This is a genomic window from Nocardia sp. NPDC051570 (genome assembly GCF_044454005.1).
Classification (GTDB): domain Bacteria; phylum Actinomycetota; class Actinomycetes; order Mycobacteriales; family Mycobacteriaceae; genus Nocardia.
This window is the reverse complement of the sequence record NZ_JBITDI010000003.1, coordinates 149,602-167,536: the sequence shown is the minus strand read 5'-3', so window position 1 is coordinate 167,536 and position 17,935 is coordinate 149,602. Positions and strand designations below refer to the sequence as shown.

Sequence of the window (17,935 nt, the reverse complement as noted above, 5' to 3'; positions counted from 1 at the left end):
TGGCTTAAGTTGTCACACAGCCGGACTCATAGCCAACCACGCCGCATCGCCTGGACGCCAGCCTGGAAGCGAGTACTGGCTCCCAGCCGCTCCAACAGGCTGGCCGTGCGGCGGACCACCGTGCGCCGCGACATTCCGAGCCGGCGGGCGATGGTGTCATCGGTCGCGCCCAGACCCATCAGCGTGAGGATCGCCCGATCGCGCTCGTCGAGCGGCTCGCTCGGATTGACCGAGATAGGCGCGGACAGCGACCAGAGCACGTCGAAGACGCGGATCAGCAGATCGAGGGTCGGCGACGGGCCGATGCGCAGGCCCATCGGATCGCCGCGACGCTCGTCGTGATGCAGCATGAGGCTGGCCCGCTCGCCGTCGGCGATGAGGACCTTGATCGGCGGATCGGGCAGCGTGCGGGCCTGCGCCCCCGCGCCCGTCACGGCCAGCGCGTGCCGCAGCCGATCGGCGTCCTGATAGATGGTGTCCTGATAGAGCAGCTGATAGCGCACGCCCGCATCGATGCGCGCGGCCTTGAGTTCGAAATGCCGCTCGGCCTTCTCGTCGTCGCAGACGTAGGGACCGCGCTCCACCAGGCGGATGCTCTTACACGCGTTGCGCTGCAGATCCTCGAATTCCGCGACCATCTCCCGGGTTTCGTACATCGGCACGACGGTCCCGTCCCCGCGGGCCGAGCGGCGCACCGAGCGGAATGTCTCGCCCAGCCGGGCCGCGGCCGCGTGCATGTGCGCGGTCTCGGTCTGCCGGCGCCGGGATTCGGCCTCCGACAACGCCTCCGGCGCGTGCGCGTCCCACACGACGATTCCTCCGGTCTCGATCCGCACTACCGCCTGCCAGTCACACAGCTCCTCCAGCGCGTCCGCGACGGCGGCGCGGGCGGCGCCCACGACGGCGACGAGGTCGGCGAAGCCGGACCTCGGATGCTGGACCAGGGCCGCGTAGATGCGCCCGTGCAGCGATTCGGAATCGAAAAGTTCGTGCAAACCCGTCAAACCACCAAACACCCCCCTGAAACCTTCGACTCAGTCCTGGGGACCCCACTGCTGCTGCGACAGCAGGACGCCCTTGCTGGCCAGGTACGGGGCGGGATCGATCCGATGATCATCGGCATCCCAGATCTCCATATGCAGATGCGGTCCGGTGGAATCGCCGCGGTTGCCCACGGTCGCGATCACATCACCGGCGTTCACGCGCTGACCGACATGGGTGAGGATGTCGTTGACGTGCCCGTACACCGCGGTGGTGCCGTCATCGTGCTTGACCCGCACCCACAGCCCGAAGCCCGAGGCCGGACCGGCGTCGATGACGGTCCCATTCTCCACCGAGTGGATCGGCTCGCCGATCGGATCGGCGAAGTCGACGCCGTAATGGAACGCGCCCCACCGGGATCCGAATCCGGAGCTGACCGCACCGGCGACCGGGCGCACCGCGGACGTGGGCGCCACCGTACTACCCATCTGCTGCTGCAGGCCCTTGATCACCTGCTCGGCCTGGGACAGCGGACCGGCCACCTCGGGCGGCAGATTCTGCAGGCCGAACGGCGCGGGTGCGGCGACAGGCGCGGCCGCCGGTGTGGGAGTGGCACTCTCGGCCACCAGCGCGAGACCGGTCGGGGCGGGCTTGCCCTCCTTGGCCTCCTTGATCGGCTCGGAGGCGACCTCGAGGGTGACCGGATCCTCGCCACCGGTATTGCTGCCGGGCAGGATCGGCGCGGCGTGCGCGAGCTGGGTGGCGGTGCCGATCAACGCGCCGGCGGCCACCGCGGCACTGGCCGCGAGCTTCATCCGGTCGGCGGCGCGGGAGTCGGGCCGGTGCCGGGTCGGCCGTCCGGCAGCACCATCTCCGAGCAAATCCCAGACTGATACGGAAGTGGAGGTCTCACGGTGCAACGGCAAGGCTCGTCCTAGCGTCGATCAACTCGGATAACCGCCGGACCGCGACCCGCCTTGGTAACGATTCGGCATCTGTTGTGACGGAAACTGTACTCCGTCGTGACCTTTTCGCAACCTTCCGCACAGAACGCGCAGCTCGAGACGGGGATCACACCGACCCATCCGGTATCGCACGGGTCAAACTGATGTGGTGATCCTCGACGAGCTACGGACTCCGATCGTGCTGGCACCCATGGCCGGCGGACCCTCCACCCCCGGACTCGCGGCGGCGGTCTCCGAGGCCGGCGGCCTCGGCTTCCTCGCCACCGGATATCTGAGCGCCGCCGACAGCGCCGAGCGCATCGCGCGGGTGCGCCAGCTGACCGCCGCGCCGTTCGGCGTCAACCTCTTCGCGCCCGGTGCGCCGAGTGCGCCGGACCGCTTCGCCGCCTACCTCGAGCGGGTGGGCCGGCGGTTCCCGCTCGGCGAGCCGAGATTCGACGACGACGAGTGGGACGCCAAACTGGACCGCCTCACCGCCAATCCGGTGCCGGTGGTCTCGTTCACCTTCGGCTGCCCGTCGGCAGAGCGGATCGCGCTCCTGCGCGCGGCCGGTTCGGAGGTGTGGGTGACGGTCACCTCGGTGCCCGAGGCGCGCATCGCGATCGAGGCCGGCGCCGATGTACTGGTCGCCCAGGGCGCCGAGGCCGGCGGGCATCGGGCGAGTTTCGTGGACCGCGCCGAAGACGATGCGGCCGATCCGCTCTCGGTGCTCGCACTGTTACAGCTGCTCACCGCCGACACCGATCGCCCGATCGTCGCGACCGGCGGCATCGGCACCGGCGCGGGTATCGCGGCGGCGCTGACCGCGGGCGCGGCGGCCGTCCAATTGGGCACCGCATTCCTGCGCTGCCCTGAGGCGGGTACCGCGGCCCTGCATCGCGACGCCCTGCCCATCGAGACCCCGACCATGCTGACCCGCGCCTTCAGCGGGCGCCGGGCGCGCGGACTGCGCAACCAGTTCATCCTCGATCACCCCGACGCCCCCGTCGCCTATCCCGAAATCCATTACGCCACCAGTCCGTTGCGCAAGGCCGCGCGCGAATCGGGTAACGCCGACGCGGTGAACCTCTGGGCCGGTCAGACCCATACGCTCGCGGTCGAGGCGCCCGCGGGCGAGCTGGTGCGCATGCTGTCCGAGGCCGCGAAATCCGCTCTGAAGCAGGCACTCTCGGTGCGAATCCAGCCTTGTTGACAACGTTTGTCGTTTAGAAACTTCCCTTCCAAGCCAAAACGGTCGTACATGGAGGGACGTAGCCGCTGCCATACCACAAGATTGCACCTCTGAACAGGCGATATGCCTGAGGGCGCCGAAGCACGAGAGTCCGCACCCTGGGTCCCGATCCGCCGAGACCCAGGGTTTGGGAAAAATTGGGAAACTCCGGCAGGCAATGAGTCCCGGAAACGAGTTGGACCCATCAATAACCAGAAGGTTGCGGTACCGCGTCGCCGTGCCGCATCGAAGCTTGCATAATCGCCATCAGACAGCCTTTGGCTATCGCCCTACCTGCGCAAATGCCGCGATGGCCGAGATAGCGAATCTTGACGAACAACCTCTTGGCGGGACACACTCACTGACGCACAGCTGAGGCTCATCCACTCAGACACGGTGCGCCACAACCAGACACAAAAGCCCTTCGCCGGACGGCCATCCAGCGAAGGGCAGGTACCGAGAAGAATGGAGCTTCCCGGCATGACCATCATGTCACAGCCGTCCCTGCTCGCCGACGCCCCGGCGTCCATCGCCGACCTGGTGAAGCGCATCAACGATGACGCTGACGCCAAGACATCTGCCCGACTCAGCCAGGCTGCCGCGAACCTTGCAGACCGGCGCATCACGCTCGCCGAGGAGCTTTGCGCGCGTGAGCTTTCCATCGCGACCGCTACGGCCAAGACTGCCGCCAAGGCGGCAAAGGACGCCAGCAAGACCAAGGCCCAGATCGCCCACGCGGACGCCGACGTGCAGCGCTGGCAGGCGAAGGCCGTCGCTGACGAGAAGCGCATCACCAACCCGCACGGCAAGGTCGCCCTGACGAAGAAGATCTCCGCCCGCATCGACTATGCGCTGTACGGCATGGTTGCTGTCGGCATCGGTATCTCGGCCCTCAACATTCAGCGGACGGTCGCGACCGACGGGGCCGCTGACCCACTCGCCTGGCTCGCCTTCGGCATGGAGGCAATGGTGTCTGTGCCGATCGTCGTGACCATGGTCGTTGCCTCCCTTGGCATGCGCCTCGGGCGGTCGTTCAACCGCAAGCCGTTCGCCATCATCGAGGGCCTGTTGCTCGTCGCGGCCGTAGCGTTGAACGTTCTCCCCCACGCCCTCGCCGGTGACCTGCTGGCGTCCGTCCAGTTCGGCTCCGTACCCGCGCTCATGGCCGTCTCGGTGGCCCTGCACGGCTTCGTATCCGCGCTGCTGTCCACGTGGACTCGCGAGGCGGCGGTGGAAGCCAGCCGGGAGCGCGAAATCACCAAGCTTGCGGAGGCATACGCCGCTTAGCTGCGCCCGGCCGGAAAAACCAGCGCCACAACTGAATACGATGCTGGGGTTTCCGGCCGTCCGTCTGCGACGCATAGGCGACGAAGTGGCAATACAGTTGGCGGCAGGTTGGCGGGAGGCGTACATGACAGCGAGCGTCAGGTTCACGATGGGCCAGGAGGTCATCTATCGGCGCGACGCATACGAGCCTCCAGGTCAGCAGGCGATCGGCACCGTGCTGCGGGCCAACGCGAAGCTGGAGTGGCCCTCGGGCTGGGAGTCGGAACCGCACGGACCGTCGAAGGACGTTATCGGGGTCCACTGGACACGCGGGCGCTACACGGGGGAGAAGGAGCCCGTGGACCGCAGCTACATCTTGCCGACCGCCTATCTACAAGATGCACGACGGAGGATGCTGGCGTTCGTTCAAGCCGGAGAAGCGATCCACACGAGCGATCCGCTGATGCTGGACCGACTCCCGGTCGTTACGGCGGTATGGGACTTCCTCGGCTTGGTGTGGCAGAAGCTGGACGCCGGGTGGCGGTCTCCGGACAGCACGATCGTCAGCCACAGCTGGCCAGCGGCGCGACTCATCGATATCTCAGGAGCTGTGAGAATGATTGGGCCATCCCTGTTCTGGCCGAGTTGATACCTCCCCGGACGACGGGTTCGGTAGATAGGAGCCTACGCGTTGGCACCACTAGACGAGTAAGTCCGAAGTCCCTGTCCGGTCTCATTGGGGCTGAGGCAGTCTTACTGATTGTGAGGCATCAGGTTCCGTCCCATCTGCGCGTTCGCCGATGCCCGATTCGATTGGTCAGAGTCGCCGAGTCGAGGCTGGACCGAGCAGGGGCAGCGCGAAGCGGCAGATCTCGTCGGCTGCATCGAAACTCTGCGCGATGGGTCCGATGGGGAGTAGATGGAATTTGGGCGGTGTGCCGCCGGGCCAGCTGTGGCCCCCTCCGTGCACCGTCCAGGTCGACACCTGCGTTCCCCCGATGCCGCCGGTGAAGCTCTGCCGACTCACTGCCAGCCCCTCGGGTCGATCCGGGCCCGCAGGGGTCGTGGTTGCGGGACCGGGATCGGGTCCGCAACGGTTCATGGTTTGCCAGTATTGCGCGGTGTCCTGTTGCGATAGCAGCTCTAGCGTGCGCTGTCGGCCGTTGAACCTGCGGCGGGAATAGCGGCGCCCGCCTAACGGCACAAGTTTGTCTTCGGTGCCGTTGATCAGCAACACGGACACCGCGTGGCTCGGCTTGAGTTCGCGCACTGCGTCCGGCATTGCACCAGCGACAGCCCCCAGCACGGCCACCTGATCGCTCGCCTCTACCGCCAGCCGGTGTCCCATGAATGCGCCGGCCGACATTCCGGCCACGATCGTCCGGTCCCGCGCGGTGCCGTGCTGCGCGGCCGACCAGTCGATCAAGGCGCGGAGAAACTCGACATCGTGCCCGGCTTCGATGCCCGGGTTCGTGGTGCGACGGGCGTCTGCCCAGGTGCGTCGGTAACCATCCGGGTAGGCGATGGCAACGCCCCAGTCGTCGGCTCGGGCATCGAGGGTGGTCGTTCGTCGCATCGCCTGTCCGGTGCCGCCCCGGCCGTGCAGCGCGAGCACCAGCGGCACCTCGCCCCCGGCCGGTCGGTCACGTGGCAGGCGCACAGTGAAGCTGCGCCGCCGCCCGCCGATCCGCAATTCGCCTTCCATCAAGCGGTCGTTCACCAGCATGGGCTCTCCCCTTCGTCCCCCACGCTCCGGTCGCAAGCGAGGCACCATGCGTTGACACGGTGGAGCGTTATCTGCTGTGAATACTACCGACTCGGCTTCAGTACCGAGCTACGTCCGGAGACTCCTGATCACCTGACTCGAGCTGCCGTCCCACATCAAATAAGACAGACGCGCCGTTACCTCAGATCGATGAGACTGCCTCAGCCTCAATGAGACTGGACAGTCCCAGTGATGCCCGGACATGGGCGGAGGACGCCGAAGATCATTGTGTGACGAATGATCTGGACGCCCTCCTGACGGCACTGTACGTGAAGATCGATGACGAGTTGACCGGACCGCGGTGGACCGGCCGTCCGCCGGTGCTGACCGATTCGGAGCTGGTGTGCCTGGCGGTGGCGCAGTCGCTGCTGGGGTTCACCTCCGAGGCACACTGGCTGCGGTATGCCCACAAGCATTTGACCGGGATGTTCCCGTATCTGCCGCAGCAGTCCGGCTACAACAAGCGCCTGCGGGCCGGGCTCGGGCTGGTCAAGCGGGTCATCCGAATGCTGGCACGGTCGAGTGATTTCTGGCTCGATGACTGCTGGATCGTGGACTCCACCCCAGTGCCGTGTGGCATGTCCCGTCCCACAGTGAAGCGGTCGGAGCTGGCCGGGTGGGCCGGCTACGGCTACTGCGCGTCGCACTCACGGTTTTACTGGGGACTGAAACTGTATCTGGTGTGCACTCCGGCGGGAATGCCGATCCTGTGGGCGCTGGCCGACCCGAAAATCGGTGAGCGCGAGGTCCTTTCGGCCATGCTTGAGGTCGACGCGGCCGTGGCTGGCGAACACGACGGCATCCTGTTGATCTGCGACAAGGGTTTCGCGGGCCGCGAGTTCGAGACGCTGGTGGGCGAGTACGGGATCACCATGCTGCGCCCGTCGCGCAAGGGCGAGAAGGCCCGTTACGGCGAGCCGCTGCTGAAGAAGGTGCGCCAGCTGATCGAGTCGGTCAACGACACTCTCAAAGGCCAGCTCGACCTGGAAGACCACGGCGGACGCTGCTTCCAAGGCGTCGCGATCCGTGTCGCCCAGCGCGTGCTGGCGATGGCCGCCGCGATCTGGCACAACCACACCATCGACGCACCAGTCACCCGGTCACTGATCGCCTACGATCACTGACCAGGCTTCGGACTTACTCGTCTAGGCTGTCCACACTGCACGTTCGAGGGCACCCAAGGCGAGGTGGACGACCACCGCCGCTACTGGATTCTCCTGTGGTGCGGGTGATTCACTGACGGTTCACGCCGAGGGACTCCCGCTTTGCGATCTCTTTACGTAGGCTCCGAAGCCGTGAGATGCCTTAGAACGGTTGTCGTTTCGGTAGCATTGGTCGCGTTGGCAGGCTGCTCTGCGACCGACAGCACACCGCAGGCCGCGCCGACTACGAGCGCACCACAGACCACCGCCGCGTATGTCTCGTCGGCAAGCAAGCCAGGCAATCGCATTTACTTTCTCAAGGACAATCAGACCGCCGCGATTGCGTATCTCACAACGTTGGAGCAGCAGTCTGCACCGCTGGTTTACGACGATCGCCTACTCGCCGTTCATCGCGGCGGCGAGATTTGTCGTGATCTTGATAAAGGGATCTCGTTCGACAGCCTTGTTTCGTCTTGGACGCACATGCTCACCGAGAGCGGCGCGAGGATGTACGTTCGTGCGGCGGTGAAGCATCTGTGCCAGGATAACCAGGCGAAAGTCCCAGCGTAATCCCCTTTTTGCCATTGACGGAACGCGTGACTCATACTGCGGAACTCACCTTTAGTGATCCGTTCATCGGCCCTTGCGGCGGGTATTGCAGAAATCGCCACAACGTCCGGGATTGACGGTATCGCGAGACCGACTCCTATTCGCGCCATGACCAGCGAGAATGGCGGAAACTTGAATTGACGAATCTGGGTATGGGCAGGGACATCGGCCAGGTCATCGCGACTCGCGAGCTGGGTAGCGAACGAGGGCCGGTGTCGGTCGAGGTGGGGGCACCGCGTCGAATGCCAGTCGAGGACAGACCCGCCTGGATGTGCGGCATGCGGATCACTGGGATGCGCCCAGAACCGCTCGTGCTCTGGGCGCCGGGCGTGGACTCCATGGACGCGTTGATCACCGCCTTACGCATGGCGGGCGATCAGCTAAGTCGCTCGGGTCTTCGCCTGACCTGCGACGGCGTTGAGAATACGTTGATGCCGGTTACTCAGGCCGACGGCAGTGTCCTCATCCCGCGAGCGACCGAACAGCAGCTTGCCGATGCTTTCGGTGCAGATGTTGCTGCCGAAATGACCGCGAAGACAGCTGCTCTCTATAGGAATATGGAAGACCATTTCAGGAATAAAGGAGCTGCTGACGACGAGTAGTCGGGCTCGCAGGAAGCGCCCCGGTCAGTGAAGAGACGGTCGCGGGTTTAGCCCGTGGCCGTCTCCTCGCGCTTCTTGCAGAGCTTCCGGCCGGTGGCCGCCGAGGAGTCTCTAGGGGCGGGACTGGGTGCGCTGCCGTGGCTCGATGTTTCGGCCGAGCTGACGCGGGCACCTTGAGCCCCATCCGACAGTAGCCGCGATCTATCCACGGCGCGGTCTGTAGAATGCTGAGGGTGCGGGGCCGCGTTTCTTTCCCGAGTTTCACGGCCTCGCACCCGATACTCGTCTGGTGCTCCCGTTTTGACCGAAAATGGATATCTGGGGTTATTTGCCTCCGGCCGCGTGGAAGGCATCTTGAACCTCTTGCGAGATGCGGCCTCGTTCGCTGACCTTGTACCCGCGCTTTTTGGCCCAATCGCGCATAGCGCCCAGCTGCTCCCGAGGCAAGCCCGCCCGGCCGTTGGAAGGCTTGCCGATCCTACGCTCGCCGCGACGGCCGCCAGCCTTCCGTGCGGCCTTGGTGTACGGGTCGAGGAGGGTGAGGAACTTGTCGCGGTTCTTTGCACCGAGGTCGATTTCGTATTCCGCGCCATCAAGCATGAAGGTGATAGTCGGGTCCGGAACGATAGTCGCGTCGATCTTCTCGCCTGTGAGATCATCGTACGTCTCAACGGTGGTCCTTTTCGCCATAAATCGGAGAGTACGCAGCGACCTGGGATTAGGCAAGAAGTTACGGGATCGTGTAGTACAGGAAGGTGTTAGTCGCTCCTGCTAGGGCAGTGCGGGATGTAGCGAACGGCGTTGTGTAGTAAAGTTCCAACCGGTCGCCGCTAACTAGAGAGGTGGAGATCCCGGGGAATGTCGCCGTGGTCTGCTGCCATCTGATCAACACCGCTGAACCTAGCTGGATGGTGCCGTTCTTCATGATCTTGAGCTGGAGGTCTGTCGAGCTGCCCCACGGGTCGGCCAGCGTCACCTTCCAGTTGATTGTCACTGATGCCGCGCCGTTGGCCACGAGTCCATCGTCAACGATCTTGGTGTCGGGGAATTCGGACCGAACAACCCACCCGCTGAATTTCTTTGTGGTGTTCGAATCCATGACCCCGGCGTCGGCCCCGGTGCCCATGTTCATGCCCATTGGGGCCACGGCGGACCAGACCAGGTTGGTTCCCATGCTGATCTTCTGGATAGGCGTAACGCCGAGTGAAACCCGAGGAAGGCCGAGAGTGCCGAGACTCACACCAGACATCACGCCGTCCTGAAGTAGAGAGTGTTCGCGTCCTTGGGTGAGATGGCAGCGTATTCTGATTCACTACCGACCCAGGTAGTGAGCGTTCGGGCTCCGTTCTTGTCGGTGCCCTTCACATACCCGGTCGCGAGTTTGGCTAGATCAATGTTGGCACCGGCAGGAATCTTCGTGTTCGTCACCGACCCATCCATCGGCGTGCGTTGATCGGTCAGCCGGGAATCGTTACCCGCCGTCAGGAACCCGGCGGTAGTTCCAACCATAGAATTGACCTTGGCCTGTACCCGGGCATCGGTGTAGTAGCGATTCGACGCCCCCTCCGGGACCGCATCGGTAGAGCCCGGGCTGGGAGAAATCTCGAAATATTGAGATTCGCCCCAACGGTAGATCTTTCCCGTGTCGTCGGCCACGTAGATTTTGCCGGTTGCCCCCGTGGCCGGGAAAGCGGCAAGGTTGGGATATTCCTTGACGGAATCAACGTACGACGGTAGATGCACGGACGGGACCAGCCCGGTGTCATCCAGCGGCGCATAGCCGCGAGCCACACCCTTGGCCGTGATCGATTCCTTACTGTCCAGGGCCGTTTGAAGGTTTGCGACTTCCGAGATCGGATGGGTGTGCGACGCTGGCGGGAAGGTGCTCGGCTTGTTGGTCAGGTTGGCCCAATCTGACGGTCCTGGCTCACCTTTCACGCCCTGGATACCCTGGATGCCCTGTTCGCCGCGCTGGCCCACGGGTCCGGCGGGTCCTTGGAACGGGGCACCGCGACTTTCGGCGGGCCATGCGCTCCCGCCGCGGCGGTACAGCTTCCCGGCCGCGAGCCAGACCGCGCCCTCGGGGGCGGACGGCGGGAGGTCCGCGTAGGTGGGTACATGTCCGTCGATGCGGAGGTTGTCGCCTTGCGGGCCGGGGAGTCCTTGGCCGCCTTGCGGCCCTGGGGGTCCGGTCGGTCCTGGGGAGGGGATGAGGATGCCGCCCTGGGGTGGGGTGTAGTTGCCGAGGTGTGGCACGTCGGGGCCGGAGCCGATGAGATCTGTCATTTCCGGCTCCCGGGTGGCTGCTGTCGGGCGACGATGCCCACTGCAAGGGTCTTGTCGGTTACCGGCGTCGTGGTTGTGTTCTGGTAAGTGAGGCGGTAGGGAGTTCGGACGGGCATGGCGTCCGCGATCTCCGACTCGATCTTGATGGAAGCGCGCGAACTGACGATGACGTACTCCCACGTGGTCCCGCCAGCCCAATCGCTACCGGGTCCATTCATGAAGCGGTAGAACAACTTTGCGTCTGCCGGGAACGGTTGTGCCGGACTGTCGGGACCGCCCGGCTTCCAGTCGTAGTGCCATTCGAAGTCATCGCCGACGATGAGGTCCAGATTCTCTTCTGTCGCTTTTCGTCCTGCCATATTCAGTTGTCCTTTTGGTCTAGCTACCGAGGCCGGTGAAGATCCGCACGTCGTTCCATGGGTTGCTGGGCTTCCCCTTGTTGCACCTGATGCGCAGCCCGGCATAGGTGTTCGTTTTCGGGACAACGCCGTTCGCGTCTCCGATGTACAACTTCGGGACTCCGTTGATCTCGATCCACGCGAGTGAGTTGTAGACGCTGAAGGCGATCGTGTCTCCGGCCTGGACTGCGATGCCGTTGCCGTCTCGATCGGTCATCGTCGGCGGGTTGTCGCCCAGTGACGACGAGTATTGCGCCACGTGGATGTGGCCTTGGAAGATGTTGGCGGACAGTCCCTGTGTTCCCGCCGCGTTCGAGCACAGCACCAGACCGGACTCCGCGTCGCCGCCCGCATCTGGGTTCTGGCCCACGGTTGCTTCCACCCGAACTCGCCCGGTGGAAATCCCGGTATCTCTGATCAATCCTTGACCGCCGTCGGCTGCGGCGATCAACGACCACGCGCCGTTCACGATGCCGTTGTTGGTGCCGATCTGGGTCCACCCATTCCCGACCGCACCGTCCGTGCGCTCGAAGTCATCGGCGAAGATCTGGTTGGCCCATACGTTTTTCGGCGGGACCGAGGCGGGTCTGTCGTAGTGATTGAGGGATCGGATATACACGTCGCATAGGCAGGCGGTGAAGAATCGGACGCATCTGCGGTCCGGTCCGAGTTTGAAGTCTGGCGAGATCATCACCGACCCGAGGTAGATGTCGTTCAACCATGCTCTGACCCACTCGTCGTTCTCAACCCATACCCTCAACGTCACCCACTGGCCGTAGAAGCCGCCCACAGGGCTGTTCCATTGAGCCCGAACGTTTTTGACCGTCCACAGGTTTTCGAACTCATTGACGATGATCTTGTCGGGTCCTGACGCTGGCTGATGGAGGAATCGCACACCGACGACGTTTCTCCAGTCCGCGCCGATCATGCTCCAGGAGTTGGTGAAGTAGGCGGCGAAGGTCTGGCCGGCCAATCCCTCCACGGGGTACCAGACGTCCAGTTCGAGCCCGAAGTTCGGGGTGAAGGGCTGCCACTGGTATGACTCGCCACCGCCGTTTGTCGACCAGGGGTTGGCGGGGATCTTGAGGAAAGGGTCAGCGGTGATGATGGCGGGGGTGCCGTCTCCGAGGTGCACCCAGGGAGGTGTGATCGGTCCGGCGGGCCGGTTGAAGTTGTCGCGCCAGCCCGCCCAGGCGCGGGGAACGTTGCGGCGGATGAGGAAACTCATGGTCTCGGCTCAGCGCTCGATCACGCCACTGATTGACGCGTCCGGGTGGTTGGCCAAGGTCTCCCGCATCTGCTCGAGCACGCGTCGGTTGCCGACCAGTCCGCGATGGTCGCCGGGAGACAGCAAGTGTCGTAGCGAATCGGGGTCGTGGTTGAACTTGCCGATCGCCGCGTCGAGTGTGGCGATGGCCCTGGCAGGCGTCTGTTGATCGAACAGCACATCCAGGGTTTCGACGCCGAATGCGCTGGACCACAGGGCTTCCTGATATGGCTCCAGCCGGACCTCTTCCAGGCCGACGCCGCCACCGAAACGGGTTTCGAAGTATCTCATTCCATCTTTCCAAACAGCAAGACCTGCAACACAATTGGCGCTACCGTGCCGGTCACGTTGGTGACGTTGACGAAGACGCGTTCACGCGAGTTCATGACGAATCCAAGGTTCGGCCAGTTGGCTCGTGTCGTATTCGCAGGCAGGACGTAGGTTCCGAGTACGGATGCGTTGAGCCCATCGGCGTCCCACTTCTTCAGCTCGAATGTCATCCCGTTCGGCTGAGAGAGCAGCGCGACGTGCATGTCGGTCGCCGTCCGAGTCAGGCCGCCGGGGACGTTCTGCACCGGACCGATCAGAAGCTCGTTCACGCCCAAGACCACGGCGGCGCTGGCCACGACGAACTCCGTCTCCCAGTAACTCGCGCGTGCCGAGGCGCTAGCCGCCGTCGACTCTGCGGCAGCCGCCTTGTTCGCCGCCCCCGACGACTGCGAGACCGCCTGGTCCGCAGAACCTTTCGCGGCCATGGCTATCTGATAGTTGCTATCGATCTTCTCGTTGTACTGGGTGTGATGGGCATTCTGGCTGTTGCCGAAGCTGACCTTGACGCCGTTGGTCATGGTCGCTCGGGCGGACTGCTCGGTGATGTCTTGGCCGAAGCGGCTGCCGATGACGAATGCACCGGACGGCGGCTTCTGATTCGGCATCGTCATCGGCACCGACTCCTATTCAGGAAATCCTCGACGATCACAGGTCGTCCGCAATGTCTTGCGGCGCGGCGGGAATCGGCTCGGGGCACAGCCTCAGCAGTCGCCTGGTGTACTCGATGAGCAGCCGGTATTTGCGGTCGCTGACCCGTAGTTCGGCCTCGAGGTGGCCGACCCTGTCACGGAGGTCACGGATCTCGTCGCGCAGCGGCTGCAATATCGCGCTGAAGTCGGAGCGCTGGCTCTCCAGGGTCGGCACCCTCGATCCGAAATAAGTGATCAAGGCGACCGCGATAGCCGAGAGGCAGGTGGCGACGGTCGCCAGGATCGCGGGCAGCAACGGTTATCCCCTACTGTCCTTGGGTCCGTAACTCACGTTCGACACCGCGACGGTGACGGCACCGACGCCCAGGACGGCCTCGGCGACGGTGAGGATCGGGTCCACATAGTCGGAGGTGATCACATGCAGCGCAGCCAACAGGGGCAACACAGCAATCACGATCTTGTAGACGTAGGAGCGGACTTCCGGAGTGAAAGTAAGCATGGCTCTCCTCTATTCAGTTGTGCGCCACGCGATTACGCGGCCTTGCGGGTCTTCGGGTCGTAGCAGCCTTCGACACCGAGCTTCTCGCCGATCGCCGCCAGGGCATCCACGACGGTGCGGTTGCCCAGCTGCGGCCAACCGCGGAAGTCTCCGCCACGCGCGGCACCGGGGCCGCCGAGCTGGTCCAGGATCTGCGCGACGTGCAGATCGGTGTAGCGGAGGATGTCTTCGCGCGACACCCGGTCCCCGGTGAGGTTCACGACCTGCGCGCCCCAGCCATCACAGCTACCCATGTCGTTCCCATCTTCAGTTGTCGGTCGCCGGTCGATGATCGCCTGAACATCCGCCCGGAATCGGTCCATGTCGATCCCGGCGGGATCGATCTTTCCTTCGGAGCTGTACTCCCTGTGCCCGGCGCAGTCGTCGGCACCGCGGCCGATCCGGCGCAGGATCGCGGCCACACCACGGCGGTAGGCGTCGAGCTGCGCGGGGGTCCAGTCCGAGCCATCACCACGTGAGACGGCCTCGATGCCCACGCTGTGGTAATTCGCATTGTTGGTCGGCCAGTCCGACCAGGAGCCGCGCCCGGCGTGCCAGCAGACACCCGCCGCGATCACACGGAACGTGCCATCACGCTCCAGCACCAACTGCGCGAGAGGCCCTTCCAGATCGGGGCGGCCGTATTGGACGATCTTCCAATCGCTCGTGCCGCCGCCTGCGGTGTGGTGACAGATGACGCCCCGCAGGTCCCGGAAGTCGCCGTGGCCGCGATCTCGCCAGCCGTCATGTTCGATTACGTTCAAACCGTCGGCGCGCAGCACGTCCGCCAGCCACACCGGATCACCAGACCAACCCACGGCAAACCCCATTGCTATTCAGTTGTTTCCACGTCGCTCGGGAGTCGGCGACGGATCTGACTACGATTGTCGACGAGGTTTTCCGGTTGCGAAAGATGATTAGTCGGTTACCACGTGAGCGACATCCCGTGGCGGTTCCGGATCGTTGACGACGCCCATGTCCCGGAGCTGTCCGACGATGACTTCCAACTCGTGCGGGGTATATTCCCGCATGTTGGGGAGCACGGGAATCGGTGTCGCCGGGGTGTCGATGGCTCCGTAGTCGCCACTCGGGTTGAATGCGTCGCGCGGACCTCGGAATGGTGCGATGAACTTCTTTACCGCCAGATCCGGATGAACCCGCACTCCTAGCTCGTGCTGGTGGGTCGCGAACGTTTCAGCCAATGCTGGTGCCATAATCATCGGAGCGCCAGCCAGTCCCGGCACGTTTCGGAACGTGTCCTTTAATGCCTCGATTTCGGCCGTCTTAGCCGACGCCTCGATCCCGGGCTCCGCGGTCTCTTGTGACATGGTTCACCTATTCAGTTGTTATTCAGTTGTGTGACCGTCGTGCTTCTACAGCATTCCCAGTTCGTGTAGCGCGCCGAGCATGTCCTGAAGTTTCTTGAAGGCCTGGATAACCGGGTCCGTGGGCTCGCGGTGGCCGAGCGTGATCTTCCACGTCGCCGCTTTCTCCCGGCTCCATTCCAAACCTACCTCGGTAACCTGATCGACAAAGATCTTTCCGATCTGCATACCGCGGACAGTCGTACCGACCCGATCGCCGATATAAAAATGGCCGAGCCCCCGCTGGCCGATCTTGTAGGGCGCGTCGACCACCGTGAGTTCGTGACCGATTTTCCGCTCGGTGGTGAAGGCTCCTAGCCGTTGCGCAAGGATATAGCCGAGGGTGTAAGCCCGGTCTGCGCCATCCTGGAATTGCTCCCTGTAATGGTTCCGGCCGAGCCTGGCCGCGCGCCCGGGAACCTTGGTCGCACCAAAAGCCAACAGCGTATCGGAATAGAGCGGTTTCAAAACTGCGTCCGCCACACCGCCAAGCGGCGGCACGAAGGGAATCATTGCGGTAAGGTCGCCTACCAGTTGGATCGTTTGACTGATGATTTCGTTGACAAACGGCATGCTGTGGCCGCCCGCGACAATCTGTACAGCCGTTGCCGGCTTCATGGAGAATTCGGATGCCGCAATCGCGGTATGAACACCGTCCCGATAAGTCACCCAGGGAGCGCGCGGCATGGTTCCCTGCCAGTTCGGATCACTGTATTCGGCGGGGAAATCGGGGTCCTTGATAATGTCGACGCCCTCGGTCATGCCGTCGTTGCCGACCGTGGTCTTCTGCCGGATCAGACCACCGAACAAATCACCACCCATACTGGTTTCGCCGAACCGATTCCCCTTGTCTTCCAAATCGATCACAAGGCATCCGTGGCGGAGGTTCGCCCCCGGCCAAGGCGGTTCGTCCTCACCCTTCAAAAAGCGGCGGAACGTCCATGTCAATTGCGCATCCTCGCATATCGATTTAGTCGCCTCATGCACGGATTTCATCCGAGAATGGACCAGAGCCAGCGGTGATCGGTCGTTACCTATTGCATCGGGCTTGACGACCATCCACCATGTGCTGGGTCCGCCGATAGGCCACTGAGCTGCGTCTAGCGGATCGTCTGGCATCTGCCAGAAATGCCCTTCGACTCGCATGATATTAAGAAGTGCAGTTAACTTACAGGCGAATCGAGCGGTTCCGAACGCGAGCCATAATCGGGGAAATTGCACCTCCGGCATGAGGAACGGATTTGGGAATACGATCAGCTTCTTCAGTTCTTCGTAATCATGTTTGAATGCGATTCGTAAATGGTCTGAGCCGTCTTCCATCTTGACGACGGCGAACTCTTCCATTCGGCCGCTCCACCTCACTCCGTCCTTGTCGACGGTGCAGTGGATTACCTCGGTGCGATTTTCGAAATCGATGATCCATTCACTGATGTAGTAGTCGAGAGGGAGTGTGAACACTGCGGTTCCGGTTTCATTGTTCTTCTCGACAACGTTCGCGGTGATGATGCGTTCTACGCGTCCACGGAGATCCCAGTTTCCGTCCCAGAAACGCACCAGGGGAGGTGTCAATCGGGCCCGTCGTTCCCTATCTCGAGCCGCCATGAGATCCGCGAATGCGGCGTCGAAATCGATCGTTGAGACGCTCATTGCAGTCCCCACGGTCGTGACCATGTGCGGGGGGCGCGCACCTGAATTCCGGCACCGGCGGCTGACTCGGAAACCGACACCGGTACCTTTGTCGGTGGCGTCCACGCGGGCACCGGGTACAGGAAGGTGACGCCGTTCATGAGGCTCCACACCTGCGTGCCCGATGGGTCGCGTAATTGCTCCTCGAATGGGTCGGTATCGACGAGGAACGTTTGACTCTCGTTTTGTTTCGGGAGCGAGATCCGGCGGTTTGCGTCGAGCGTTCCCCGGCGGAACCGGTCATCGCTGAATGAGAAGTCGGGAAGCACCCAGCGGCCCGGCCCCTGGCATACCCATTTCAGCCAGATTTCTTGGTCGGTCGGGTTGGCGACCGTGACGAATCCGCTGTCGCTCGTGCCGCTGGAAACGAATGTGTCGGTGGCGTCGGATTCGAACCACCACGGCGTCGACGCCACGCACGTCATGACGACCTTTTCGATCTTCGTCAGATGCGGGTCATGCTCGGGGTGGAACTGTGGCTGCTCCGACATACGCAGCCGCAGGAATCGCGTGGAATCCTCGGTGGTGATCCACAGCTTCGATTCCTTGCTGTAGCTCCACGCTTTTCGCCACGCCGAGTCGTTTTCCTGCCACGGCCGCGACGCTGTATTGCCGATGTGGACGCCGAAAACCACGTCACGGCTCAACCACCGCGTCGCCTGATAATCGCTACCTATTTGCGTGGAATGGGCCTGGTACAGCGTCTTGACCGGGGCGTCGTAAATGCCTTGGACATCAGTACCCAGCCAGACGCCCTGCTCGCCCATTCGCGGCCCGGCGATGCGGAACCAGCTGCCGTCGCAGCCTTCCAGCTCCACGATTGCTCGTGACATGGCTTTCCTCTATTAAGTTGTTATTCAGTTGTTTGTTGCGGGC

Annotated in this window: 22 protein-coding genes; 6 read left to right on the top strand and 16 right to left on the bottom strand. The window is 63.4% G+C overall.

Features of this window, described 5'->3' with window-relative positions; all coding sequences use genetic code 11:
- Positions 1–26: 26 nt before the first annotated feature.
- Both ACIA76_RS07930 and ACIA76_RS07925 read right to left on the bottom strand, forming a co-directional pair.
- A complete protein-coding gene (locus ACIA76_RS07930; RefSeq protein ID WP_397149804.1) occupies positions 27–995 on the bottom strand; it encodes a DNA-binding response regulator in 969 nt (322 codons plus the stop codon).
- A 39-nt stretch (positions 996–1,034) separates the two neighbouring features.
- A complete protein-coding gene (locus tag ACIA76_RS07925; RefSeq protein WP_397149802.1) occupies positions 1,035–1,862 on the bottom strand; it encodes a M23 family metallopeptidase in 828 nt (275 codons plus the stop codon).
- Positions 1,863–2,094: 232 nt separating this feature from the next.
- On the opposite strand from ACIA76_RS07925, the gene ACIA76_RS07920 reads away from it, so the two are divergent.
- The 3 genes from ACIA76_RS07920 (at position 2,095) to ACIA76_RS07910 (ending at position 5,071) form a co-directional block, all read left to right on the top strand.
- Positions 2,095–3,138, top strand: a complete 1,044-nt coding sequence (locus ACIA76_RS07920; protein WP_397149800.1) for a nitronate monooxygenase — start codon at positions 2,095–2,097, stop codon at positions 3,136–3,138.
- Positions 3,139–3,636: 498 nt separating this feature from the next.
- On the top strand, positions 3,637–4,443 hold the full coding sequence (locus ACIA76_RS07915) for a hypothetical protein (RefSeq protein ID WP_397149798.1): 807 nt from the start codon (positions 3,637–3,639) through the stop codon (positions 4,441–4,443).
- A gap of 124 nt (positions 4,444–4,567) precedes the next feature.
- Positions 4,568–5,071, top strand: coding sequence for a hypothetical protein (locus tag ACIA76_RS07910; protein ID WP_397149796.1), 504 nt, complete (start codon positions 4,568–4,570; stop codon positions 5,069–5,071).
- 168 nt (positions 5,072–5,239) lie between these two features.
- Here ACIA76_RS07910 and ACIA76_RS07905 read toward each other — a convergent pair whose 3' ends face one another.
- Entirely contained in the window at positions 5,240–6,148 is a 909-nt protein-coding gene (locus ACIA76_RS07905; protein WP_397149794.1) for an alpha/beta hydrolase family esterase, read from the bottom strand.
- Positions 6,149–6,417: 269 nt separating this feature from the next.
- Here ACIA76_RS07905 and ACIA76_RS07900 point away from each other — a divergent pair, with 269 nt between their 5' ends.
- The 3 genes from ACIA76_RS07900 (at position 6,418) to ACIA76_RS07890 (ending at position 8,540) form a co-directional block, all read left to right on the top strand.
- The gene (locus ACIA76_RS07900; protein WP_397149792.1) at positions 6,418–7,311 is read left to right on the top strand and encodes an IS982 family transposase; all 894 of its coding nucleotides are present in this window, start codon (positions 6,418–6,420) and stop codon (positions 7,309–7,311) included.
- Positions 7,312–7,527: 216 nt separating this feature from the next.
- Positions 7,528–7,899, top strand: a complete 372-nt coding sequence (locus ACIA76_RS07895) for a DUF732 domain-containing protein (protein ID WP_397149790.1) — start codon at positions 7,528–7,530, stop codon at positions 7,897–7,899.
- 191 nt (positions 7,900–8,090) lie between these two features.
- A complete protein-coding gene (locus ACIA76_RS07890; protein WP_397149788.1) occupies positions 8,091–8,540 on the top strand; it encodes a DUF6968 family protein in 450 nt (149 codons plus the stop codon).
- A gap of 324 nt (positions 8,541–8,864) precedes the next feature.
- Here ACIA76_RS07890 and ACIA76_RS07885 read toward each other — a convergent pair whose 3' ends face one another.
- The 13 genes from ACIA76_RS07885 to ACIA76_RS07825 form a co-directional block, all read right to left on the bottom strand.
- Positions 8,865–9,230 carry an Lsr2 family protein gene (locus ACIA76_RS07885; protein WP_397149786.1) on the bottom strand — a complete coding sequence of 122 codons (366 nt, stop codon included), beginning with the start codon at positions 9,228–9,230 and terminating at the stop codon, positions 8,865–8,867.
- 40 nt (positions 9,231–9,270) lie between these two features.
- Positions 9,271–9,714, bottom strand: a complete 444-nt coding sequence (locus ACIA76_RS07880) for a hypothetical protein (RefSeq protein ID WP_397149785.1) — start codon at positions 9,712–9,714, stop codon at positions 9,271–9,273.
- A gap of 74 nt (positions 9,715–9,788) precedes the next feature.
- Positions 9,789–10,826 (bottom strand): hypothetical protein, encoded by a 1,038-nt coding sequence (locus ACIA76_RS07875; RefSeq protein ID WP_397149783.1) that lies wholly within the window; start codon positions 10,824–10,826, stop codon positions 9,789–9,791.
- Positions 10,823–11,185 (bottom strand): hypothetical protein, encoded by a 363-nt coding sequence (locus ACIA76_RS07870; RefSeq protein ID WP_397149781.1) that lies wholly within the window; start codon positions 11,183–11,185, stop codon positions 10,823–10,825. The genes ACIA76_RS07875 and ACIA76_RS07870 overlap by 4 nt, the downstream gene beginning before the upstream one ends.
- Positions 11,186–11,204: 19 nt before the next feature.
- A complete protein-coding gene (locus tag ACIA76_RS07865) occupies positions 11,205–12,452 on the bottom strand; it encodes a hypothetical protein (protein WP_397149779.1) in 1,248 nt (415 codons plus the stop codon).
- Positions 12,453–12,461: 9 nt separating this feature from the next.
- Positions 12,462–12,782, bottom strand: coding sequence for a hypothetical protein (locus ACIA76_RS07860; RefSeq protein ID WP_397149777.1), 321 nt, complete (start codon positions 12,780–12,782; stop codon positions 12,462–12,464).
- Positions 12,779–13,432 (bottom strand): hypothetical protein, encoded by a 654-nt coding sequence (locus ACIA76_RS07855; RefSeq protein ID WP_397149775.1) that lies wholly within the window; start codon positions 13,430–13,432, stop codon positions 12,779–12,781. Before ACIA76_RS07855 ends, ACIA76_RS07860 begins: the two co-directional genes overlap by 4 nt.
- A gap of 34 nt (positions 13,433–13,466) precedes the next feature.
- The gene (locus tag ACIA76_RS07850; RefSeq protein ID WP_397149773.1) at positions 13,467–13,766 is read right to left on the bottom strand and encodes a hypothetical protein; all 300 of its coding nucleotides are present in this window, start codon (positions 13,764–13,766) and stop codon (positions 13,467–13,469) included.
- A 3-nt stretch (positions 13,767–13,769) separates the two neighbouring features.
- Complete coding sequence (locus ACIA76_RS07845; RefSeq protein WP_397149771.1) at positions 13,770–13,970, bottom strand: hypothetical protein; 201 nt, start codon at positions 13,968–13,970, stop codon at positions 13,770–13,772.
- A 32-nt stretch (positions 13,971–14,002) separates the two neighbouring features.
- Entirely contained in the window at positions 14,003–14,791 is a 789-nt protein-coding gene (locus ACIA76_RS07840) for an N-acetylmuramoyl-L-alanine amidase (protein WP_397149769.1), read from the bottom strand.
- A gap of 135 nt (positions 14,792–14,926) precedes the next feature.
- Positions 14,927–15,337 carry a DUF2744 domain-containing protein gene (locus ACIA76_RS07835; protein WP_397149767.1) on the bottom strand — a complete coding sequence of 137 codons (411 nt, stop codon included), beginning with the start codon at positions 15,335–15,337 and terminating at the stop codon, positions 14,927–14,929.
- 45 nt (positions 15,338–15,382) lie between these two features.
- On the bottom strand, positions 15,383–17,044 hold the full coding sequence (locus tag ACIA76_RS07830) for a phage tail protein (protein ID WP_397149765.1): 1,662 nt from the start codon (positions 17,042–17,044) through the stop codon (positions 15,383–15,385).
- Complete coding sequence (locus tag ACIA76_RS07825) at positions 17,017–17,877, bottom strand: phage tail protein (protein ID WP_397149763.1); 861 nt, start codon at positions 17,875–17,877, stop codon at positions 17,017–17,019. The genes ACIA76_RS07830 and ACIA76_RS07825 overlap by 28 nt, the downstream gene beginning before the upstream one ends.
- Positions 17,878–17,935: the final 58 nt, after the last annotated feature.